The 19,220-nt window shown below is 71.8% G+C and carries 17 protein-coding genes; all 17 read right to left on the reverse strand.

Annotated features, from left to right (window positions below):
- Positions 1 to 4 precede the first annotated feature (4 nt).
- Positions 5 to 823, reverse strand: coding sequence for a pyrroline-5-carboxylate reductase (gene proC, locus NFR49_RS02905; RefSeq protein WP_251158170.1), 819 nt, complete (start codon positions 821 to 823; stop codon positions 5 to 7).
- Position 824: 1 nt separating this feature from the next.
- The gene (locus tag NFR49_RS02910; RefSeq protein WP_251158171.1) at positions 825 to 1,490 is read right to left on the reverse strand and encodes a cell division protein SepF; all 666 of its coding nucleotides are present in this window, start codon (positions 1,488 to 1,490) and stop codon (positions 825 to 827) included.
- A 23-nt stretch (positions 1,491 to 1,513) separates the two neighbouring features.
- Positions 1,514 to 2,272, reverse strand: coding sequence for a YggS family pyridoxal phosphate-dependent enzyme (locus tag NFR49_RS02915; RefSeq protein WP_251158172.1), 759 nt, complete (start codon positions 2,270 to 2,272; stop codon positions 1,514 to 1,516).
- Complete coding sequence (locus NFR49_RS02920; protein ID WP_251158173.1) at positions 2,269 to 3,228, reverse strand: phosphate signaling complex PhoU family protein; 960 nt, start codon at positions 3,226 to 3,228, stop codon at positions 2,269 to 2,271. The genes NFR49_RS02915 and NFR49_RS02920 overlap by 4 nt, the downstream gene beginning before the upstream one ends.
- Positions 3,229 to 3,265: 37 nt before the next feature.
- Complete coding sequence (gene pstB, locus NFR49_RS02925; RefSeq protein WP_251158174.1) at positions 3,266 to 4,069, reverse strand: phosphate ABC transporter ATP-binding protein PstB; 804 nt, start codon at positions 4,067 to 4,069, stop codon at positions 3,266 to 3,268.
- Between the two features lie 4 nt (positions 4,070 to 4,073).
- The gene (gene pstA, locus NFR49_RS02930; RefSeq protein ID WP_251158175.1) at positions 4,074 to 6,041 is read right to left on the reverse strand and encodes a phosphate ABC transporter permease PstA; all 1,968 of its coding nucleotides are present in this window, start codon (positions 6,039 to 6,041) and stop codon (positions 4,074 to 4,076) included.
- Positions 6,038 to 6,922 carry a phosphate ABC transporter substrate-binding protein gene (locus NFR49_RS02935; RefSeq protein WP_251158176.1) on the reverse strand — a complete coding sequence of 295 codons (885 nt, stop codon included), beginning with the start codon at positions 6,920 to 6,922 and terminating at the stop codon, positions 6,038 to 6,040. Before NFR49_RS02935 ends, pstA begins: the two co-directional genes overlap by 4 nt.
- Entirely contained in the window at positions 6,883 to 7,668 is a 786-nt protein-coding gene (locus tag NFR49_RS02940; RefSeq protein WP_338032515.1) for a purine nucleoside phosphorylase YfiH/LACC1 family protein, read from the reverse strand. The genes NFR49_RS02935 and NFR49_RS02940 overlap by 40 nt, the downstream gene beginning before the upstream one ends.
- Positions 7,669 to 7,685: 17 nt before the next feature.
- Positions 7,686 to 8,786 (reverse strand): cell division protein FtsZ, encoded by a 1,101-nt coding sequence (gene ftsZ / locus NFR49_RS02945; protein WP_204407102.1) that lies wholly within the window; start codon positions 8,784 to 8,786, stop codon positions 7,686 to 7,688.
- 243 nt (positions 8,787 to 9,029) lie between these two features.
- Positions 9,030 to 10,151 (reverse strand): cell division protein FtsQ/DivIB, encoded by a 1,122-nt coding sequence (locus NFR49_RS02950; RefSeq protein WP_251158178.1) that lies wholly within the window; start codon positions 10,149 to 10,151, stop codon positions 9,030 to 9,032.
- The gene (gene murB / locus NFR49_RS02955) at positions 10,105 to 11,022 is read right to left on the reverse strand and encodes a UDP-N-acetylmuramate dehydrogenase (protein ID WP_251158179.1); all 918 of its coding nucleotides are present in this window, start codon (positions 11,020 to 11,022) and stop codon (positions 10,105 to 10,107) included. The genes NFR49_RS02950 and murB overlap by 47 nt, the downstream gene beginning before the upstream one ends.
- 49 nt (positions 11,023 to 11,071) lie before the next feature.
- Complete coding sequence (murC, locus tag NFR49_RS02960; RefSeq protein WP_251158180.1) at positions 11,072 to 12,475, reverse strand: UDP-N-acetylmuramate--L-alanine ligase; 1,404 nt, start codon at positions 12,473 to 12,475, stop codon at positions 11,072 to 11,074.
- Positions 12,476 to 12,552: 77 nt separating this feature from the next.
- The gene (locus NFR49_RS02965; protein WP_251158181.1) at positions 12,553 to 13,683 is read right to left on the reverse strand and encodes a UDP-N-acetylglucosamine--N-acetylmuramyl-(pentapeptide) pyrophosphoryl-undecaprenol N-acetylglucosamine transferase; all 1,131 of its coding nucleotides are present in this window, start codon (positions 13,681 to 13,683) and stop codon (positions 12,553 to 12,555) included.
- Positions 13,684 to 13,686: 3 nt separating this feature from the next.
- Positions 13,687 to 15,315: an FtsW/RodA/SpoVE family cell cycle protein gene (locus tag NFR49_RS02970; protein WP_251158182.1), complete on the reverse strand. Its 1,629-nt coding sequence runs from the start codon at positions 15,313 to 15,315 to the stop codon at positions 13,687 to 13,689.
- Positions 15,312 to 16,733 (reverse strand): UDP-N-acetylmuramoyl-L-alanine--D-glutamate ligase, encoded by a 1,422-nt coding sequence (gene murD, locus NFR49_RS02975; protein WP_251158183.1) that lies wholly within the window; start codon positions 16,731 to 16,733, stop codon positions 15,312 to 15,314. The genes NFR49_RS02970 and murD overlap by 4 nt, the downstream gene beginning before the upstream one ends.
- A 13-nt stretch (positions 16,734 to 16,746) precedes the next feature.
- Positions 16,747 to 17,766, reverse strand: coding sequence for a phospho-N-acetylmuramoyl-pentapeptide-transferase (mraY, locus tag NFR49_RS02980; RefSeq protein WP_251158184.1), 1,020 nt, complete (start codon positions 17,764 to 17,766; stop codon positions 16,747 to 16,749).
- Entirely contained in the window at positions 17,766 to 19,208 is a 1,443-nt protein-coding gene (locus NFR49_RS02985) for a UDP-N-acetylmuramoyl-tripeptide--D-alanyl-D-alanine ligase (protein ID WP_251158185.1), read from the reverse strand. Before NFR49_RS02985 ends, mraY begins: the two co-directional genes overlap by 1 nt.
- Between the last annotated feature and the right edge of the window lie 12 nt (positions 19,209 to 19,220).

Raw genomic sequence — 19,220 nt, forward strand, 5'->3', positions numbered from 1 at the left:
GGGTTCAGCCTTTCCGGGAGAGGGCACGGGTGCGCTCGAGGGCCGCGTCCACGGCGCCGTAGCAGCCCTCCACGAGGGCCGGCTCGAGCACGCGGAGGGCCGCCGCGGTGGTGCCTCCGGGGGAGGTCACCTTCTCCATGTAGGCGCGGGGGTGCTCGCCGGAGTCCGAGAGCATCTCGCTCACGCCCCCCATGGTGGTGCAGGCGAGGTCGCGGGCGGCCGCGGCGGGGAGGCCGGCGTCCACGCCGGCGCGGGTGAGGGCGTCGACCATGAGGGCGAAGTACGCCGGCGCGCAGCCGATGACGGCACCCTCGGCGTCGAGCTGGTCCTCGCGCATGACGGCGACGGAGCCAAGGGCGCCGAAGAGCTCGCACACGAGCGCGACGTCGTCGTCGGTGGCCCAGAGGCCCCGGGCCACGGCGGAGGCGCCGCGACGGACGGCCACGGGGAGGTTGGGCATGACGCGGACGATGCGGGCCCCCTCCCCCAGCTGCTCCTCGATGGAGCCCAGGGGCGTGCCGGCGGCGATGGAGACGGCGAGGGAGTCCGCCACGGCGGGCCCCACCTCCTCGAGGAGCGAGGAGAGGACCTGCGGCTTCACGGCCACGACCACCACGTCGGGCGACGCGGCGAGGGCGCGGGCCGCATCCCTGGCGGTGGACACGCCGCAGTCGGAGGCGAGGGCCTCGAGCTTGGGTTGGTTGTGGTCGCACACCGTCACGTGGGAGGCCGGGCAGGTGCCCGACGCCACGAGCCCGCGGGCGATGGCGCCGCCCATGGCCCCGCCGCCGACGATGCAGACCGAGGCCTCCGAGGCGCGCACGCTACCTACCGCCGATCACGCGGTCGGCGGCGAGCTTCTCCAGGTCGGCCGTGGAGAGCTCGATGCCGTTGGGCAGGACGACGAACACGCGGTCGTCGATCTCCTCCACGGCGCCGTCGACGCCGCAGGAGAGGCCGAAGCAGAAGTCGAGGATGCGCTTGGCGATCTCGATCTGGGTGTTCCTGAACGAGATGACCACGGGCTGGTTGGTGCGCACGCGGCGGATGACGAGCTGGACGTCGTCGTAGCTCGTGGGCTTGAGCACGTAGGGCGGGAGCTTGCCGGAGCTCACGCGGGGGACGGGCGTGAGGCCCACGTCACCCGGCGTGGGGGTGTGGGAGTTGCCGAGCACGCTCGTGGCCGAGGGCGCGTAGTCGCCCGCGGTGCGGTGGGTGCTGCCGGCGCCCCAGCGCTCGTCGCCCATGCGCTGCGAGGTGCTGAACCCGCCGGCGGACGGCGAGGAGACGCCCTCCTCCACGGGGCGCCCGCTCCTCGTGTAGACCGAGACCGACTCGGCCTCGGGCCGGGACGTGTTGCCGAGGACGCCGCTGGTCTGGTGCTCGTCGCCCCACTGGTCGTCGTAGTCGTCGTAGCCGCGGTCGTAGTCGTCGTAGCCCTGGCCCGACTCGCCCATGAGGCGGTCGCGGATGTTGTCGAGGAAGCTCACGGCAGACCCTCCTTGGTCTCGTTTCAGTCGCGTTTGGCCGCCGGGTCGCCGGCGGCGGGGGTGTAGTCGGGGTCGAAGACGATGCGGCCGAGGCGCACGAGGGTCGAGCCCTCCTCCACCGCGATCTCGAAGTCGTCGCTCATGCCGCAGGAGAGCACCGGCAGCACGAGGCCCGTCTCGGTCTCCAGACTATCACGAAGCTCCCGGAGTCCCCTGAATGTCTCGCGGTCCTCGACCGGCTCGTGGGCGGGCGCCATGGTCATGAGGCCCTCGGGCTGGATGCCGGGGAGGTCGGCGATGTGCTCGGCCCATTGGGCCAGCTCGGCGGGGGCGAAGCCGCCCTTGGTCTCCTCGCCGGACACGTTGACCTCGAGAAGGACCCGGGCCACGATGCCGCGCTCGGCGGCGCGGCGGCTCACGGCCTCGGCCAGGTGCGCCGAGGAGACCGACTGGATGACCGTGGCGCGGCCGAGCACCGCGTTGACCTTGTTCTTCTGGAGGTTGCCGATCATGTCGAAGCGGGGCACGTCGACGCCCGCGGCCTCGAGGGCAGCGAGCTTGCGCACGAGCTCCTGGGGACGGTTCTCGGCGAAGCAGGTGTAGCCGGCGGCCATGGCCGAGACGACCTCCTCCGGCCCCACCGTCTTGGAGACGGCGAAGACCCGGACATCTGAGGCGTCGCGCCCCACGCGCTCGCAGGCGGCGGCGATGCGCGCCTCGATCTCGGCGCGGCGCCGGGCGAGGAACGCGCGGTAGGCCCCCTGGTCCTCCACCGGGCTCATCGGGGATCGCCCCCCTTCTGGGCACCCTTCGCACCGTCCTTGGGCGCCTCCTTCTGCGCGCCGGCCTTCTGGGCCTTCTTGGCGGCCTTCTCGGCCTTGGCCTGAGCGGCGGCGCGGGCGGCCATCTCGAGGGCCTGGCTCATGTTCCCGGCGATGGTCTCGTCGTCCACGATGGGGTCGGAGTCGGCGCCCACCTCGATCTCGGGGATCTGGTTGGCCAGGCGCTCGATCTTCTCGGCGCCGAGGGAGAAGGACGCGTTCTGGCCCACGTAGAGGTCCTCGATCTCCTCCTCGTCCATGTCGGCGAGGGTGGTGAGGGCCTCGTGGTTGCCCGTGAGCAGGAACACCAGGCGCTCCCCCACCTCGACGGAGTTGTCGGAGATGCGCTCGAGCATGCGGGCGGCCATGATCACGCGGCTGGCGGCGTCGATGTCGTCGTCGGGCCCGAGGCGCGAGAACGAGCTGTAGAAGCTCTTGTAGAGGTCGTCCACGGGGCGGTCGAGCTCGGGGAGCTCGGCGGCCTCGGCGATGTCGTTGTCGACGATGGCCTGGACCGTGGCGCCGAGCACGCGGTAGACGAGGTGCGCCTCGCTGGCGAGGAGGTCGAGGAGCTGGCCGGGCACGTCGTGGCCGGCGCAGCGCTTGGTGGTCTTGGCGATGTTGCGCACGTGGTTGCTCATGCGCGCGAGGTTGAAGTTGCAGTAGATGACGAACTGCAGGAGGCGCAGGTCGCTGGCCACGGGGTTCTGCAGGACGATCAGGTTGTAGGCGCGGTCCTCGAGCTCGTTGCAGCGCAGGTCGATGGCGCGCGTGGCCTTCTTGACGGCCCGGGCCTTGGCCTTGTCGCCCTGGACCAGGGAGTCCACGGCGTCGTGGAGCTGGAGGTCGGTCTCCGCGTAGATGGACACGAGCTCCTGGCGCAGGCGCGCCAGCTGGCGGTCGAATTGCTCCCTCATGGGGCTCCTTTCTCTCAGGGCGTGCGGGGCTGGCCGATCAGCCGAACCGGCCGGTGATGTAGTCCTCTGTGCGCTGGTCCTTGGGCGAGGAGAAGATCTCGCTCGTGACGCCGTACTCGATGAGCGTGGCGGGCTCGCCGGCGTGCTCCTGGAGGAAGAACGCCATGTAGTCGGAGATGCGCGCGGCCTGCTGCATGTTGTGGGTGACGATGATGATGGTCATCTCGGGCGCCAGCTCGTACATGAGGTCCTCGACCTTCTGCACGGAGGTGGGGTCGATGGCGCTGCAGGGCTCGTCCATGAGCAGGACGTCCGGCTGCACGGCGAGCACGCGGGCGATGCAGAGGCGCTGCTGCTGGCCGCCGGAGAGGGCCAGACCGTTCTTGTCGAGCTGGTTGGACACCTCTTTCCAGAGGTTGGCGCGCTTGAGGGACTCCTCCACGATGCCGTCGAGGTCGTCCTTGGAGGTGACGCCCTGGAGGCGCGGCCCGAAGGCCACGTTCTCGTAGATGGACTTGGGGAACGGGTTGGGCTGCTGGAAGATCATGCCCACGCGGCGCCTGAGGTCCACGGGGTCCACCCCGGCGGCGTAGATGTCGCTGCCGTCGAGCTCCATGGTGCCGGCCGTGCGCGTGCCCTCGATGAGGTCGTTCATGCGGTTGATGCAGCGCAGGAACGTGGACTTGCCGCAGCCCGACGGGCCGATGAAGCTCGTGATCTTGTTCTGGGCGATGTCCATGGTGACGCCGGTGAGGGCGTGGAAGTCCCCGTACCAGAAGTCGAAGTCGGCCACATGGATGCCGGTCTTGTCGTTGCGGGGAGCGTTGCGGTACTCGGTCATGGGATCACTTGCCTCCGGCTTTCTTGGCGCTCTTGCGGGAGAGGTGGCGGGCGAAGAGGTTGAACGCGAGGATGAGCAGCATGAGCAGCAGGGCCGTGCCGTACGCGGCCTGCATGTTGATGCCGTCGTTGGCGAGCAGGTACAGGTGGATGGTCATGGGGCGGCCGGAGTCGAGCGGCGTCACGGGCAGGTTGATGGCCTGGCCCATGGTGTACATGACCACGGCGGTCTCGCCCACGGCTCGGCCGATGGCGAGCACGATGCCGGTGGCGATGCGTGGGAAGGCGCTCGGGAGCACGACGCGGCTCACGACCTGCCACTTGGTGGCGCCCAGGCCGTAGGCGCCCCAGCGGATGTAGCGGGGCACCGCGCGGATGGCCTCCTCGGTGGTGCGCATGACGATGGGCAGCATCATCAGGGCCAGGGCCAGGGCGGCCGAGAGCATGGACAGGCCGAACCCGAAGGCCTCCACGAACAGCGCGAAGCCGAACAGGCCCATGACGATGGAGGGCACCGACGACAGGGTGTCGCTCGCGTAGCGGATGAAGTTCACGAGGCGGCCCTGCTTGGCGTACTCGGCCAGGTAGACGGCTGCGAGCACGGCGATGGGCGTGCAGACGAGCATGGCCAGGGCCGTCACGTAGAGCGACGACACGATCGTGGGGAAGATGCCGCCCTCGGCGTTGACGCCCTCGGGCCAGCCGAACACGAAGTCGAGGCTCATCGCCGGCAGGCCGTTGACCGCCACGAACAGGATGATGAGCACGAGCACCGCCGTGGTGACGGCGCCGGCGGCGCGGAAGACGCCGAGCATGGCGCTGTTGGTGGCCGACTTGGACACCTTGGGCGACGCACCGGACGACAGGAGCCGCTTGATGCGGGCGCGGGAGCCCTCCTGGACCTCCACGTCGGCGGCGAGGCCGGCGGGAGGGGCGGCGACGTCCTCGGCGAGCTCCCACTGGGTGGCGCGGGTCTCGTCCTCCCTCTCGCGGCGCTCCTCGGCGAGCTTCTCGGTGTCCACCTTGGCCTCGCGGGGACGGCTCACCAGGCGCACGAGGCCCACGAGCCCCGCGGAGATGACGAAGAGCACCACGCCCATGCCGAACAGCGCGGAGCGGTGCAGGCCGCTGGAGTAGCCCATATCGAGGGCGATCTGGCTCGTGAGGGTGGAGATGGGGCTCGAGACGCTCTCGGGCACCACGGGGGCGTTGCCCACGACCATGAGGACGGCCATGGTCTCGCCGATGGCGCGGCCCATGCCGAGCACCACGGCGTTGACGATGCCGAGCTTGGCCGCGGGGAGGACCACCTTGTAGATGGTCTGCCACTTGGTGGCGCCCATGGAGTAGCTGGCCTCGCGCACGCCCATGGGGATGGAGCGCAGGGCGTCCATGGTGAGCGTCGTGATGGTGGGCACGATCATGATGGCGAGCACGAGCCACGCCGTGAGGGCCCCGAAGCCCAGGCCGCCCGTGGCGTCGGCGACGAGGGGCCGCAGGATGACGAGGCCGAAGAAGCCGTAGATGACCGAGGGGACGCCGGCCAGGAGGTCGACGGCCGTCGACACGATGCCCGAGAGACGCTTGTTGGCGATCTCGGTGAGGTAGACGGCGCAGCCGATGGCGAGGGGCACGCCGATGACCAGGGCGCCGGCCGTCACGATGACGGAGCCGGCGAGCAGGGCCATGATGCCGTACTCCCCCTCCGAGGGCGCCCAGGTGAGCCCGAAGAAGCTCAGGATGCCGATGTCGGAGAGGACGGGCATCGCCTTCCACAGCGTGAAGACGAAGATGAGCAGCACGGCCAGGACGGCCACGCAGGCGCACACGAGGAAGAGGCCCTCGAGGGCGCGCTCCTTGATCATGGTGGAGCGGCTCACGAGCTTGAGGTTGGAGCTGTGCGCCGGCGCCGTGTTGGGGTCGATGTCATCCAGGTGCGGGGGCTTGAGCAGGGGCTCTTCCTTCTTGCTCACGAGGCGTCGCCTCCCTCCGACTCGGATGCCGGGATGTAGCCGGCGTCTCGGATGGTCTGGGCCATGTCGGGCGACAGGACCTCGTCGATGTAGGCCTTCGCCTCGCCGGAGGGCTCACCCTTGGTGAAGAGGTAGAGGCTGCGCGAGACGGGGTACACGCCGCTGGCGACGTTGGCCTCGGTGGGCTCGACGCCGTCGATGGAGAGCGCCTTGACCTTGGAGGCGGTGAAGGCGGAGTCCACGAAGCCGATGGAGATGTAGCCGATGGCGCCCGGGGTGCGGCTCACGACGTCGCGGACCTGGCCCGTGCCGGGGAGCACAGCCGCCGCGGGGTCGAAGCGCGTGCCGTCCATGACGATGGACTTGAAGGCCTCGCGGGTGCCGGAGGCCTCGTCGCGGTTGACCACGAGGATGGGGAGGTCGGGGCCGCCGAGCTCGGACCAGTTGGTGACGTCGCCGGCGTACACGGCGCGGAGCTGGTCGAGGGTCAGGTTGCCCACCGGGTTGCCGGCGTTGACGATGACGGCGATGCCGTCGCGGGCGATGACGGTGGTGACGAGCTCGCCGGTGGCCTCCTCGGCGGCCGTGAGGCCGCGGCTCGAGGTGGCGATGTCGGCCGTGCCGTTCATGACGGCCTCGATGCCCGCGGAGGACCCCAGCCCGCTCACGAGGACGCGGTCGCCCGTGAGCTCCTGGAAGCGCTCCGCCGCCATCTCGGCGATGGGCATGACCGTGGTGGAGCCGGCGACGGTCACGGTGCCGCCGGCCTCCCCGGACGAGGGGCCGCAGCCGGCGAGGGCGAGGACGCAGGCCGCGAGGCACGCCAGGGCGCCGAGGCGCCTCACGGGGCGAGCCAGGCCACCGCGCCGTGCCGCCCGCACACGCCCCCCTCGGCGCGGTACGAGAAGAAACGGTCCGTGGAGGCGGGCGTCGATATCTCTGGGTTCACGATGTTGCACGGGTCCATCCCTGCACTCACGAGCGTGTTCACGATGGCCGCGGCCAGCGAGAGGTGGCTGGCGTCGACCCCGACAATGCTACCAAACTCGGTTTCGAACCGATTAAGCAGCTCGGTCGACACCTCATAGTCACATCCCGCGATATGCGGGCCGAGGTAGGCCCGCACCGAGGACGGGGACGTCGAGGTGCCCTCGCACAGCACCCCGAGCGCCTTGGCGGCTATGCGTGCGTATGTACCCTTCCAGCCCGAGTGGACGACGGCAAACCCGTCGGGGGCCGCGAGCACCACGGGGACGCAGTCGGCGTAGCACAGGAGCACCGGCACCCCGGGGGCGAGGCACACCACGGCGTCGGCGCCCTCGGCGGCCTCGGAGCGGGCAGCGGCCACGGCCGCGGGGTCGGCGGAGCGCACGGTCACCACGCGGTCGCCGTGCACCTGGTTGGGGACCACGAGGGACCCGGCGATGTCGCCGGCCCCCAGGGCCGCCAGGGCACGGGCGCGGTTCTCGGCCACGGCGGCGGGGTCGTCGCCCACGTGGTCGCCGAGGTTGAGGGACTCGTAGGGGGGCAGGGAGACGCCGCCGGTGCGCTCCGTGAACGCGAACGTGACCCTGCCCGGGCGACCGAAGTCGCCGAGCAGGGTCACGCCGTCGACGGTCCTCTCCACCAGGGAGGGGGCGCCCATCAGCCGCGGGCGCGCTTGAGGAAGTCGGGGATGTCGAACTCGCGGTCCCCGAAGTTGTTGGAGGCGGGCTTGGGGGCCGGGGCCGCGGCGCGCTTGGGCGCGGAGGCGCCGAAGCCGCCCATGTTGAGCTGGGGCTGCACGTTGCCGTCGTTGAAGCCGGTGGCGATGACGGTCACGCGCACCTGGTCGCCGAGGCTCTCGTCGACCACGGTGCCGAAGATGATGTTTGCGTCGGCGTCCACGTTCTGGGCGATGACCTCGGCGGCGTCGTTGATCTCCTGGATGCCGAGGTCCTTGTTGCCGGAGATGGAGAGCAGGACGCGGGTGGCGCCGTCCACGGAGCTCTCGAGCAGGCGGCTGGAGATGGCCTCCTGGGCGGCGTCGGCGGCGCGGGAGTCGCCGGAGGCGAGGCCGATGCCCATCATGGCCGTGCCGGCGCCGCGCATGATGGTGCAGACGTCGGCGAAGTCGAGGTTGATGAGGCCGGGGACCGTGATGAGGTCCGTGATGCCCTGGGTGCCCTGGCACAGCACGTCGTCGGCCATGCGGAAGGCCTCGAGCATGGTGGTCTTCTTCTCGGCGAGGTCGAGCAGGCGGTCGTTGGGGATCACGATGAGGGTGTCGACGTTCTCGGCGAGGGCGTCCACGCCGTCCACGGCCTGCTGGCCGCGCTTGCGGCCCTCGAAGGTGAAGGGGCGGGTGACGACGGCCACGGTGAGGGCCTTGATGTCGTTCTTGGCGATGTCGGCCACGACGGGGGCGGCGCCGGTGCCGGTGCCGCCGCCCTCGCCCGCGGTGATGAAGACCATGTCCGCGCCGGCGAGGGCGGCCTTGATCTCGTCGCGGGAGTCCTCGGCGGCCTGCATACCCACCTCGGGGTTGGCGCCGGCGCCGAGGCCCTTGGTGAGGTCGGTGCCGATGTGCACCTTGATGTCGGCGTCGGAGAGGGCGAGGGCCTGGGCGTCGGTGTTCACGGCGACGAACTCGACGCCGCGGATGCCCTCCTCGATCATGCGGTTGACGGCGTTGGTGCCGCCGCCGCCCACGCCCACGACCTTGATGACGGCGAGGTAGTTGTTGGGGGTCTCGGTGTCCTTCATGGTTCCTCCTCGGGATGCTCCCGGCCTTCCTGTGTGGTGCGCAGGTCATTCTTCTTCGAGGCGGACGCCTGCTCGCCCTCCCCCGCCTGAACCCTAAGGCTCAAGTTAAGCTCTACGAATCAACTAAAGCGGCTTATATTGCCACAAATTCGAGCGACCCGTCAACCGGTCTGTCAGTTCTATGAACGTACCAGCTAGGGCCTTTGCCGACGGCCTCCTCAAGCATAACCCTCGACCTCACCTTCAACCGTTCTGCGTGGACGGTGAGCCGTCGGGGGCCTGGTCACCATCCCCCGTTCCGGCGTCGTCGGAGGGTGTCTGGGACCCGTCCCCCTGGGTCTGCGAGCCATCCCCTCCCCCGTCCGCCGCCGGCGCCTGCACGCCACTGCCCTGGGCCACGGAGTCGCTCGAGACCTTGCGGAAGCTCGGCTTGGCGGGGTTTCGCACGTTGATGTAGGTGAGCTGGTTGGGGTGCTGGGCCATGAGCTCGTTGACGACGGCCTCCTTGGACGAGATCTGGGAGGGGTCGCCGAGGCTCACCTCGATGCCGCTCTCGAGCACGCACGAGATGGCCTCCTCGCTCGAGGCCGAGTAGGACACCACCTGGTCGGCGAGGCCCTTGGTGAAGCCCTTCTGGTAGTCGATGACGCCGAGGATGGGGGCGTCCGTGGTCTTGGCGCCGGCCTTGGGCGACACGGTGCCCGGCACGTCGCGGATGAGCAGGCAGCCCTCCTGGCGCGCGAGGGCGAGGGCCTGGTCGGCCAGGCTGCCGGAGCCGCCGGCGAGCTTGGCGGGCTCCACCCAGGTGCCGTCGGACGACAGGTACCACGCGACGTTGCCGGAGCTCACGGTAACGATGGCGAGGATGTCCCGCTCCGTCACCGTGATGCGGAGGCGGTCGGGGTACTCCCGCTGGACGCTCACGTCGGCGACCCACGGGTTCTTGGCCAGGCGCTCGGCGATGGCCCCGGTGTCGACGTTGAGGAGCGTGGCGCCGTCGGGCACGGCGGCCAGCTTGGTGATGTTCTCGGCCGTGAGGTGATCGGACGGCTCGGCCTCGACGGAGGTGACCGTGAGGACGGGGGTCAGGCTCGCCACGAAGAGCGCGCCCACCACGAGGCCGACGGCGACGAGGGCCACGACGGCCCACTTGAGCGCGGGCGGCCACTGGCGGCGCCTGTGGTCGGTGAGGCCGAGGCCCGCGACCGAGAGGCGGCCGACGGACTTGGTCTCGCGCGAGCTGCCCGCCGCCGCGAGGCGCCGGGTGGGACGGGGCGCGGGCGCCTGGCGCCGCCCCCTCGCGGGCCGGTCCGTGCGCCTACGACTGGAAGCCGAGGAACTTGACCTGCGGTTTGAGCCTGACACCTTTCGCCTCCTCCACGGTCTCCTGCATGTGGTGCATGAGCGCGAGCACGTCCACGGCGCGCGCCTGACGGTCGTTGACGATGTAGCCGGGGTCGAGCCGGCTCACCAGCGCGCCCCCCGACCGCGCCCCCCGGAGCCCGGCGTCGGCGAGGAGCCGGGAGGCCGAGAGGTCCGGCGGGTCCATGAAGACCTCGCCGGTGGAGGGGACGCCCATGGGGACCTTCCCCTTGCGGACGGCCAGCCGGCGGTCCATGGCGCGGGCCACCTGGGCCTTGGTGGACGGGGCGAGGGAGAGCTCCACCTCGAGGACGGTCTCGTCGGCGGGGATGGAGGTCCGACGGTAACCCCAGTCGATGTCGGGGCCCTCGTGGCGGACGAGCCCCTCCCCCGGCTTGGCGCAGACGACGGCCCTCACGGCGGCGCCGATCCAGTGGTGGCGGCTGCCGGCGTCCATGACGACGGCGCCCCCCACGGTGCCCGGTATGCCCGCGAGGTCCTCGAGGCCCGAGAGGCCGCTCTGGTAGGCGGCGTTGACCACCTTGGCGAGCTGCACGCCGGCGCCCGCCGAGACCGTCCCCCGCTCGACGTCCACCACGATGCGGGAGAACTCGCGGCCCAGGCTCACGATGCAGCCCTCGTAGCCGTCGTCGGAGACGAGCACGTTGGACCCCTTGCCGAGGACGGCCGTGGGCACGCCCTCCCGCCGGAGGGTGTCGAGGACCCGCGCCAGCGCCGGGTAGCTGTGGGCGCAGCACGAGAGGGCGGCCGGCCCGCCCACGCGCAGCGACGTGCGCCGGGAGAGCGGCTCGTCGCGGCGGACGTCGGCGTCGTAGGCGCCGGACAGCGCCATGAATGCGTTGAAAAGGCTCATTGGTCTCCCGGGGGTGCGGTGGCGGTGCGTTTGAGGGGGAGGGACGCCCTTAGGACTCGCGCTCCTTCATGAGCTCGATGAACTCACGGCCCACCATGGTCACGTCGCCGGCGCCCATGGTGATGAGGAGGTCGCCGGGGCGGACCTCCTCGGCGATGGCGGCGGCGATGGCGGCGCGGCCGGGGACGTAGCGGACGTCGCCCACCGAGCCGGCGGCCTCCACGGCCGACGCCACGGTCTTGCCGGAGACGCCGGGCACCGGCATCTCGCCGGCCGGGAAGACGTCCATGACGAGCAGGGCGTCGGCGTCGTCGAAGGCGTGGGCGAACTGCGGGGCGAGGGCCTGGGTGCGGCTGTAGCGGTGGGGCTGGAAGGCCACCACCACGCGGTCGAAGTCGAGCCCGGAGGCCGCGGCGAGGGTGGCGGCCACCTCGGTGGGGTGGTGGCCGTAGTCGTCCACCACGGTGACGCCGGCGACGTCGCCCACGTGGGTGAAGCGGCGCCGCACGCCGCCGAACTCGGAGAGGGCCCGGGCGGCCTCGGCGACGTCGAGGCCCAGCACCCAGGCGACGGTGAGGGCCGCCGTGGCGTTGAGCTGGTTGTGGGAGCCGGGGTTGCCCTTGATGGTCACGTGGGCGAGCTGACCGTCGGGGAAGCCCACCTCCATGGAGCTGGAGATGGAGCGGGTGGCGGCGTCCGGGGTGCAGACGACGTCGTTCTGGCCGCCGAAGCCGTAGGAGACCACGCGGGGGCCGGCGGCGCGGGCGAGCTCCACCACGTGGGGGTTCTCGCCGCAGCAGATGACGGTGCCGTCCTCGCCGGCCGAGGCCATGAACTGGGAGAAGGCCTCCTCGATGGCCTCGAGGCTGCCGTAGTGGTCCAGGTGGTCGGCCTCGATGTTGGTGACCACCACGATGTCGGGGTCGAGCAGCAGGAACGAGGCGTCCGACTCGTCGGCCTCGGCCACGTAGAGGTCGCCGGAGCCGTTGCGGCCGTTGGTGTCGAAGTCCTCCACGATGCCGCCGATGAGGAACGACGGGTCGAGGCCCATGTTGGCCAGCATCGTGGCCGTCATGGACGACGTCGTGGTCTTGCCGTGGGTGCCGGCGACGGCCACGGTGCGGCGGCCGCGGGACAGCGCCGAGAGCATCTTGGCGCGGGGCCACACGGGGATGCCGAGCTCCTTGGCGCGCACCACCTCGGGGTTGGTCTCGGGCACGGCCGTGGAGGTCACCACGACGTCGGGGCGGTGCTCGTCGATCGTCTCGGCCCGGTGGCCGATGGCGACCTCGATGCCGGCGTCGCGCAGGTCGCGCACGTAGCGGGACTCCTTGAGGTCGGAGCCGGTGACCGCGCAGCCGCGCTCGTGGAGGACGAGGGCGATGCCGCTCATGCCCGCGCCGCCGATGCCGATGAAGTGGGCGCGCTCGAAGCCAAGCCCGTTGTCTGCCATGGATGCCCCTCTCGAGCGCCCCGGGAGGGGCGCGACAGCTGTGTCCGTATCGGTAAAGACTGTAGCCCCTGAGCCGGCTAGCGGCCCTGTTTCCCCAGTTTCTCCGTTTGGTCCGCCAGGCGCGCGGCGGCCTGGTCCTGGGCGAGGCCGCGGGCGGCCGCCCGCATGGCGTCCAGGCGCGCGCGGTCGTCGAGGAGGCCTGTGAGCAGCCCCCGGAAGGAGGGGTCGGAGAGCTCGTCGTCGCGGACGAGGACCGCCGCCTTGGCCCCCACGAGGAACTGCGCGTTGGTGGTCTGGTGGTCTGCCGTGGCGTGCGGGTAGGGCACGAGCACCGAGGGCACCGCGAGGGCCGCGATCTCGGCTATGGAGCTGGCGCCGGCGCGCGAGACCACGAGGTCGGCGGCGGCGAGCATGTCGCCCATGTCCGCGATGTAGGGCACCACGTGCCAGCGGGCCGCCTCCCCGTCGGTGAGGGCGAGCCTCTCGGCCGTGGCCTCGTAGCCGTCGCGGCCGCAGGAGTGGACCACGTGGAGGTCGGGGCGCGACAGGAGCTCGTCCTTGAGGGCCACCATGGCGTCGTTGACGGAGGCGGCGCCGAGGGAGCCGCCGAAGACGAGGAGCACCCGGGCGTCGTCGGGGATGCCGAGGGAGGCGCGGCCGCGGGCGCCGTCGCCCTCGATGACGGAGCGGCGCACGGGGTTGCCCACCACCACGACGTTGGTGCCGGCCCCGGCGTGGCCGGATAGCGCCCTCACGGCCTGGGGCAGCGCCACGGCCACCGTGGCCGCCTTGGGGGCGAGCATCTTGTTGGCGAGGCCCGGCACCGAGTTCTGCTCGTGGAGGATGACCGGCACCCCGTGCGCGGCGCACCAGGACAGCAGGGGGACCTCCACGTAGGCGCCGAAGCCCACGGCGACGTCGGGGGCGCCGGTGCGGGCGAAGTGGGACGCGACGTCGTGCTCCGCCATCTTGGTGCGCACGAGGGCCGAGACGGCCGTCCAGGGCCGCGAGCGGTCGAAGCCCCGCACCTCGATGGGCACGAAGTCGAAGCCCGCCTCGGGCACGAGGGTCCCCTCGAGCTTGGCCGTCTGGCCGAAGAACGTGACGCGGTGGCCCCGGTCGCGGAGCTCCTCGGCCAGGGCGAGGGCCGGGTTGATGTGGCCGGCGGTGCCGCCGGCGGCGATGACCACGTTCAGCGAATCACCCACGGGTTATCTCCTTCCGGTGTTCCTTGACGAGGGGCCCCGGCGCTCGCGCACCTCCGGCCCCCGCTCGGGCCTGAGGCGCTCGGTGGCGCTCCGCCCCAGCTCGATCCGCTCGCGCCCGCTGGAGTCGCGGGTGCGGCGGGCCTCCGGGTGGGACCCGTCCCCGCCGGAGGCCTCGCGGCCGCCGCGGTCGCCCGAACGCCCCCCGGTCCCCGGGCCGCCCCCGGCCCCCGAGCCGCCCCGCGGGGCGTCGCCGCGGGGGCCGGAGTCGTGCACGAGGCGCAGGGACCGCGCCGTGGGGGCGCCCGCCGTGGAGCCCTCGACCGTCGGCGCGGGCGCCGCAGCACCGTCGCGCACGACGCCGAAGCTCCGGCGCCGCCGGTCGTGGACCGTCTCGGGCAGGCGGCTGTGCACCGACACCGAGAGGATCGTCCCCACGACGATCAGCGACGCCATCATCGACGTGCCGCCGTAGGACAGGAACGGCACGGCCTTGCCCGAGAGCGGGAAGGCGCCGATGACGCCGGAGAGGTTGAGCAGGAACGTGAAGACGATGAGCATGCTCGACCCCGCCGCCAGGAGGCTGCCGAAGAAGTCGGGGGCGTTCCGCGCGATGCGGAAGCCCGACCACAGGATCAGGGCGAAGAGCGCGACGACCAGGACCATGCCCACGAGGCCGCACTCCTCGCCGATGACGGCGAGGATGAAGTCGTTGTGGGCCTCGGGCAGGTAGGAGTACTTCATGGCGCCTATGCCGATGCCCGTCCCGAAGAGGCCCCCCGATCCGAAGGCGCGGAAGCTCTGGATCACCTGGTAGCCGGCCCCGGTAGGGTCGGAGTCGGGGTTGAGGAAGATGAGGAAGCGGCTGCGCGAGTAGTCGTCCTTGAGGGACAGGACGAGGTAGGCGGCCACGGCGGCGGCCGCGAAGACGAGAAGCGGCCTCCTCGGCAGCCCCGCCATGAGGCAGAGGCAGAAGATGACGGCCCCGAGCACGAGCGTCGTGCCCTTGTCGGGCTGGAACAGGACGAGCCCCACGGGCAGGCCGACCTTCCAGGCGGCCTCCCCGAGGAAGGCCATGGGCGTGGCGGGGCGGCGCCCAACCACGTAGTCGGCGACGACCGCGGCCGCCGTCACCACCACCACGATCTTGGCGAACTCCGACGGCTGGAAGGAGAGCGGGCCCAGGTAGATCCAGCGCGTGGCACCGTGGGAGTCGGTGCCGTGCAGGTGCACGACCACCATGAGGAGCACGGCGAGGGCCCAGAGGTACGGCAGCCACCGGCGCCCCCACGTGTGGTAGTCGACCTTGGCGCACACGACGCAGGCCACGAGGCCGAGGACGGTGCCGAAGAGCTGCTTCACGAGGTACGACGAGGGGCTCTCGCCGTTGATGATGCCCTTGACGGACGAGGCGGAGTACACCATGACGAGGCCGAACACCACCAGGGCCGTCGTGGCGAGGATGAGCGTGAGGCGCGGCTCCATGATGCGCGCGGGGACCTTGGCGACCACCGACGAGAGCCAGTCGGACGCGCCGCGGGCGCGGCCGGCGGCCTTGGCGGAAGCGGCCTTTGCGGGGGCAGCCTTGGCGGGCGCGGCCTTGGCGGTGCCCCTGTCGCCGCGGGCCCGGCTCACCGGCGGCCCCCCTCCGGCACGAGGGCGCGGACGAGGTCCTTGAAGGCGCGGCCGCGCTCCTCGTAGCCGGAGAACTCGTCGAAGGAGGAGCACGCCGGCGACAGCAGCACCACGTCGCCGGGCCGGGCGAGGGCGCGGGCGGCCTCGAGGGCCTCGGCCATGTGGGGCGCGTAGGTCACGGGGACGCCGGCCTCCTCGAGGGCGCCGCCCATGCGGTCCCGGGCCTCGCCGTAGGCGACGACGGCACGGCAGGCGCCGGCCATGGCGCGGCAGAAGTCGGCGAGGTCGCCGCCCTTGTCGTGGCCGCCCACGAGGCACACCACGGTGCCGGGGGCGAAGGCGCCCACGGCCGTGACGGCGGCGTCGGTGTTGGTGGCCTTGGAGTCGTTGACGTAGCGCACTCCGTCCACGGTGCGGACGGGCTCGATGCGGTGCTCCAAGGGGGCGAAGGCGAGGAGCCCGGCGGTCACGGCGTCGTCGGGCGCCCCGGCGAACAGCGCGCAGGCGCTCGCCACGAGGGCGTTGGCGGCGTTGTGGGGCCCCTCGAGCGCCATGGCGGAGAAGTCCGCGAGGCGGTGGGCGCCGTCGGGCAGGTCCACGGCGAGGGTGTCCCCGTCGAGGTAGGCGCGGCACGGGGAGTCGGGCACGCCCTCCACGGAGACGCGGCAGACCGTGAGGCCGCGGGCCTCGAGGCCGTCGGCCACCCGCGCGCACACCGGGTCGTCCACGACGAGCACGGCGAGGTCGGAGGGGTCGAGGTTGGCGAAGACGCGCTCCTTGGCCGCGACGTAGTTGTCGAAGGTGCGGTGCCACTCCAGGTGGTCGGGCGTCACGTTGAGCAGGCAGGCGACCCGCGGGTGGAGGCGCTCGGTGGTGGCCAGCTGGAAGCTCGAGAGCTCGGCCACGTACCACCGGCCCTCCGGGCGGCCCGCGTCGAGGGCGTCGGCGAGGTTGGTGCCGATGTTGCCCACGGACACGGCGTCGATGCCGGCGCCCGTCAGGAGCGCGGTCGCGAGCGACGTCGTGGTGGTCTTGCCGTTGGTGCCGGTGATGGCGATCCAGCGCTCGGGGCTCTCGCGCCACACGAGCTCGGGCTCGCCGACGACGGCGCCCGAGGCGGCGCGGCCCGCGGCGAACAGCCCGGAGAACTCGGAGATGCCGGGGCTGGCGACGCAGAGGTCGTAGGAGCCCTCCACGGAGTCCTCCCCCACGGTCACGGCGGCGCCGGCGGCGCGGAGCGCCCGGGCGGCGGGGCCGTCGGAGCTCTTGGCGCCGCCGACCACGGTCACCGAGCCCACGCGGGCCGCGGTCGCAGGGTCGTCGGCCAGGTGCAGGAGGTAGCGGGCCACGGCCTGGCCGGTGTGGCCCAGGCCCAGGACCAGCACGTCCCCCAGCGCGTCGGGACGGACGTTGTCCATGGGAGGTGCCTCCTTATCCGAGTTGGAAGTAGAGTGCGAATCCGAGGGCGGCGAAGGCGGCCGAGACGATCCAGAAGCGGATGACCACCTTGGTCTCGCTCCAGCCCTTCTTCTCGAAGTGGTGGTGCAGGGGCGCCATGAGGAAGACGCGCTTGCCGGTCTTCTTGAAGCTGACCACCTGGATCATGACCGAGAGGGCCTCGACGATGAAGAGGCCGCCCATGATGAGCGAGGTGACCTCGGTCTTGGTGAGAACCGCCAGGGCCGCGAAGGCGGCGCCGAGGGCGAGCGACCCGGTGTCCCCCATGAAGACCTGGGCCGGGTGGCAGTTGTACCAGAGGAAGCCCACGCAGGCGCCGGCCACGCAGGCGGCGAAGACGGCAAGGGAGAGCTCGTTGTAGCGGAAGCACACCATGGCCATGAAGACCATGACCACGAGCACCGTGCCCGCGGCGAGGCCGTCGAGGCCGTCGGTGAGGTTGACGGCGTTGGAGAGCCCCGCGAAGAGCAGGAACACGAAGACCATGTAGACCCAGGGGACGGACACGCCGCCGACGGAGAAGGCCAGCACGCCGAGGTCGACGGAGAAGCCGCCCGGGAAGGTGACCGTGGGGGTGATGCCGGCCCAGTTGACGGCCAGGAGGCAGAAGGCCACGGAGACCAGGGTGAGGCCCACCATCTTCTGGGCCGGGGTGAGGCCGAGGGAGCGGCCGTGGGAGACCGACTCGATGTCGTCGGCCAGACCGAGCAGGGCCGTGGCGTAGGTGGCGCCGACGGCGAGGATGAGGTCGGGGCTCCACAGGCCGAAGAACACGAGCGTGACGAGGATGGCGACCAGGATCACGACGCCGCCCATGGTGGGCGTGCCCTGCTTGACGAGGTGGGTCTGGGGGCCGTCGGCACGCACCTGCTGGCCGATGCCGTCGCGCTTCATGAAGCGGATGAAGGGCGGCATGAGCAGGATGGCGACGACGACGGCCATGCCGAAGGCGAGGAAGATCGTGTAGGTGGGGTAGGCGGGGACGGCGAGCATCAGGCACGCACCTCTTCCACGAACGCGTCGAGCCCCACGGAGCGGGACGCCTTGGCCAGGACGAGGTCGCCCTCGCCGAGGACGGGGCCGAGCACGCGCGCGGCGTCGGCCGCGGTGGGCACGCGGACGAGGCGGTCGTCCGACAGCCCCATGACGAGGGCGGCGTCGGCCATGGCGTCGGCCATCTCCCCGCCCACGACGCACACGATGTCGAGGGGCTTGGCGGCCAGGTAGGCGCCCATGAGCCCGTGGAGGCGGGGCGCCTCGTCGCCGAGCTCGCCCACCTCCCCCACCACGGCCACGCGGCGGCCGTCGCAGTCCATCTCGCAGAGCAGGTCGAGGGCGGCGGCCATGGAGGACGGGCTCGCGTTGTAGGAGTCGTCGATGACGCGGAAGCCGCGGGCGGCGGCCACGACCTCGGTGCGCATGTGCGTGGGCTCCATGGCCTCGAGGGCCGCCACCACGTCGCCGAGCCCCATGCCCAGGCGCAGGCAGAGGTCCACGGCCAGGAGGAAGTCGGGCACGGTCTGGCGGCCGCTGAGGCACAGGTGCACCTCGGAGGACCCCTGGGGCGTCACCACGGTGAAGCGGGGGCAGCCGTCGCCGTCGAGCTCCACGCCCTCGGCGCGCACGGCGGAGTCCCGGCCGCCCACGACGTCGGTGGCCACACCCTCCTCCTCGCAGATGCCGCCGATGAGGGCGGTGAAGTCGTCGGAGGCCGTGAGGGCCATGGCGGGGGCGGCCGCGGGGGACGAGGCCAGGGCGCGGTCTGCCGCCAGCCAGGGCACCATCTCGGCCTTGGCGCGGGCGATGTTCTCCCGGCTGCCGAGGATGCCGATGTGGCTCGTGCCGATGTTGGTCACGCAGCCCACGTGGGGGCGGGCGCAGCGGGCGATGGCGTCGATCTCGCCCACGTGGTTCATGCCCATCTCGCACACGAAGACCTCGGTGTCGTCCGGGGCGGAGAGCACGGTGAGGGGCACGCCGATGACGCTGTTGAGGTTGCCCCTGTTGGAGTGGACGCGCCATGCGGCGGCGAGGGCGCAGGCGAGCATGTCCTTGGTGGTGGTCTTGCCCACGGAGCCCGTGACGCCCACGACGCACCAGTCCTGCTCGAGGCGCCAGGACTCGGCGAGGCGGAGCAGGAAGCCCTCGGCGTCGTCGCCGTCGGCCCTGAGGAGGCAGGCGCCGCGCCCCTCGGCGAGGGAGGCCTCCGCGGCCGTGGCCTCGCGGGTCATGACCACGCAGGCCGCGCCGGCCTCGAGGGCCGAGGCGGCGTAGGCGTTGCCGTCGCGGGACTCGCCGTGGAAGCAGACGAAGCAGCCGCCCTCCCCCACCGACCGCGAGTCGACCGTGAAGTCCCTGACCTCGACGGACGCGTCGCCCGCCACCACGGTGGCGCCGCCGCGTCGGGCGGTCTCTGATGCCGATGCTATGTACATGTCACTCCCCTA

The organism is Caniella muris (genome assembly GCF_943193035.1).
Lineage (GTDB): Bacteria > Actinomycetota > Coriobacteriia > Coriobacteriales > Atopobiaceae > Granulimonas > Granulimonas faecalis.

What these genes read in the sequence shown, in the direction of transcription:
- murD (WP_251158183.1), bottom strand. Translation starts at nt 16,733, where the DNA reads ATGGACAACGTCCGTCCCGACGCGCTGGGGGACGTGCTGGTCCTGGGC.
- murB (WP_251158179.1), bottom strand. Translation starts at nt 11,022, where the DNA reads ATGAGCCTTTTCAACGCATTCATGGCGCTGTCCGGCGCCTACGACGCC.
- pstB (WP_251158174.1), bottom strand. Translation starts at nt 4,069, where the DNA reads ATGACCGAGTACCGCAACGCTCCCCGCAACGACAAGACCGGCATCCAT.
- NFR49_RS02915 (WP_251158172.1), bottom strand. Translation starts at nt 2,272, where the DNA reads ATGAGCCCGGTGGAGGACCAGGGGGCCTACCGCGCGTTCCTCGCCCGG.
- mraY (WP_251158184.1), bottom strand. Translation starts at nt 17,766, where the DNA reads ATGCTCGCCGTCCCCGCCTACCCCACCTACACGATCTTCCTCGCCTTC.
- NFR49_RS02985 (WP_251158185.1), bottom strand. Translation starts at nt 19,208, where the DNA reads ATGTACATAGCATCGGCATCAGAGACCGCCCGACGCGGCGGCGCCACC.
- ftsZ (WP_204407102.1), bottom strand. Translation starts at nt 8,786, where the DNA reads ATGAAGGACACCGAGACCCCCAACAACTACCTCGCCGTCATCAAGGTC.
- murC (WP_251158180.1), bottom strand. Translation starts at nt 12,475, where the DNA reads ATGGCAGACAACGGGCTTGGCTTCGAGCGCGCCCACTTCATCGGCATC.
- NFR49_RS02920 (WP_251158173.1), bottom strand. Translation starts at nt 3,228, where the DNA reads ATGAGGGAGCAATTCGACCGCCAGCTGGCGCGCCTGCGCCAGGAGCTC.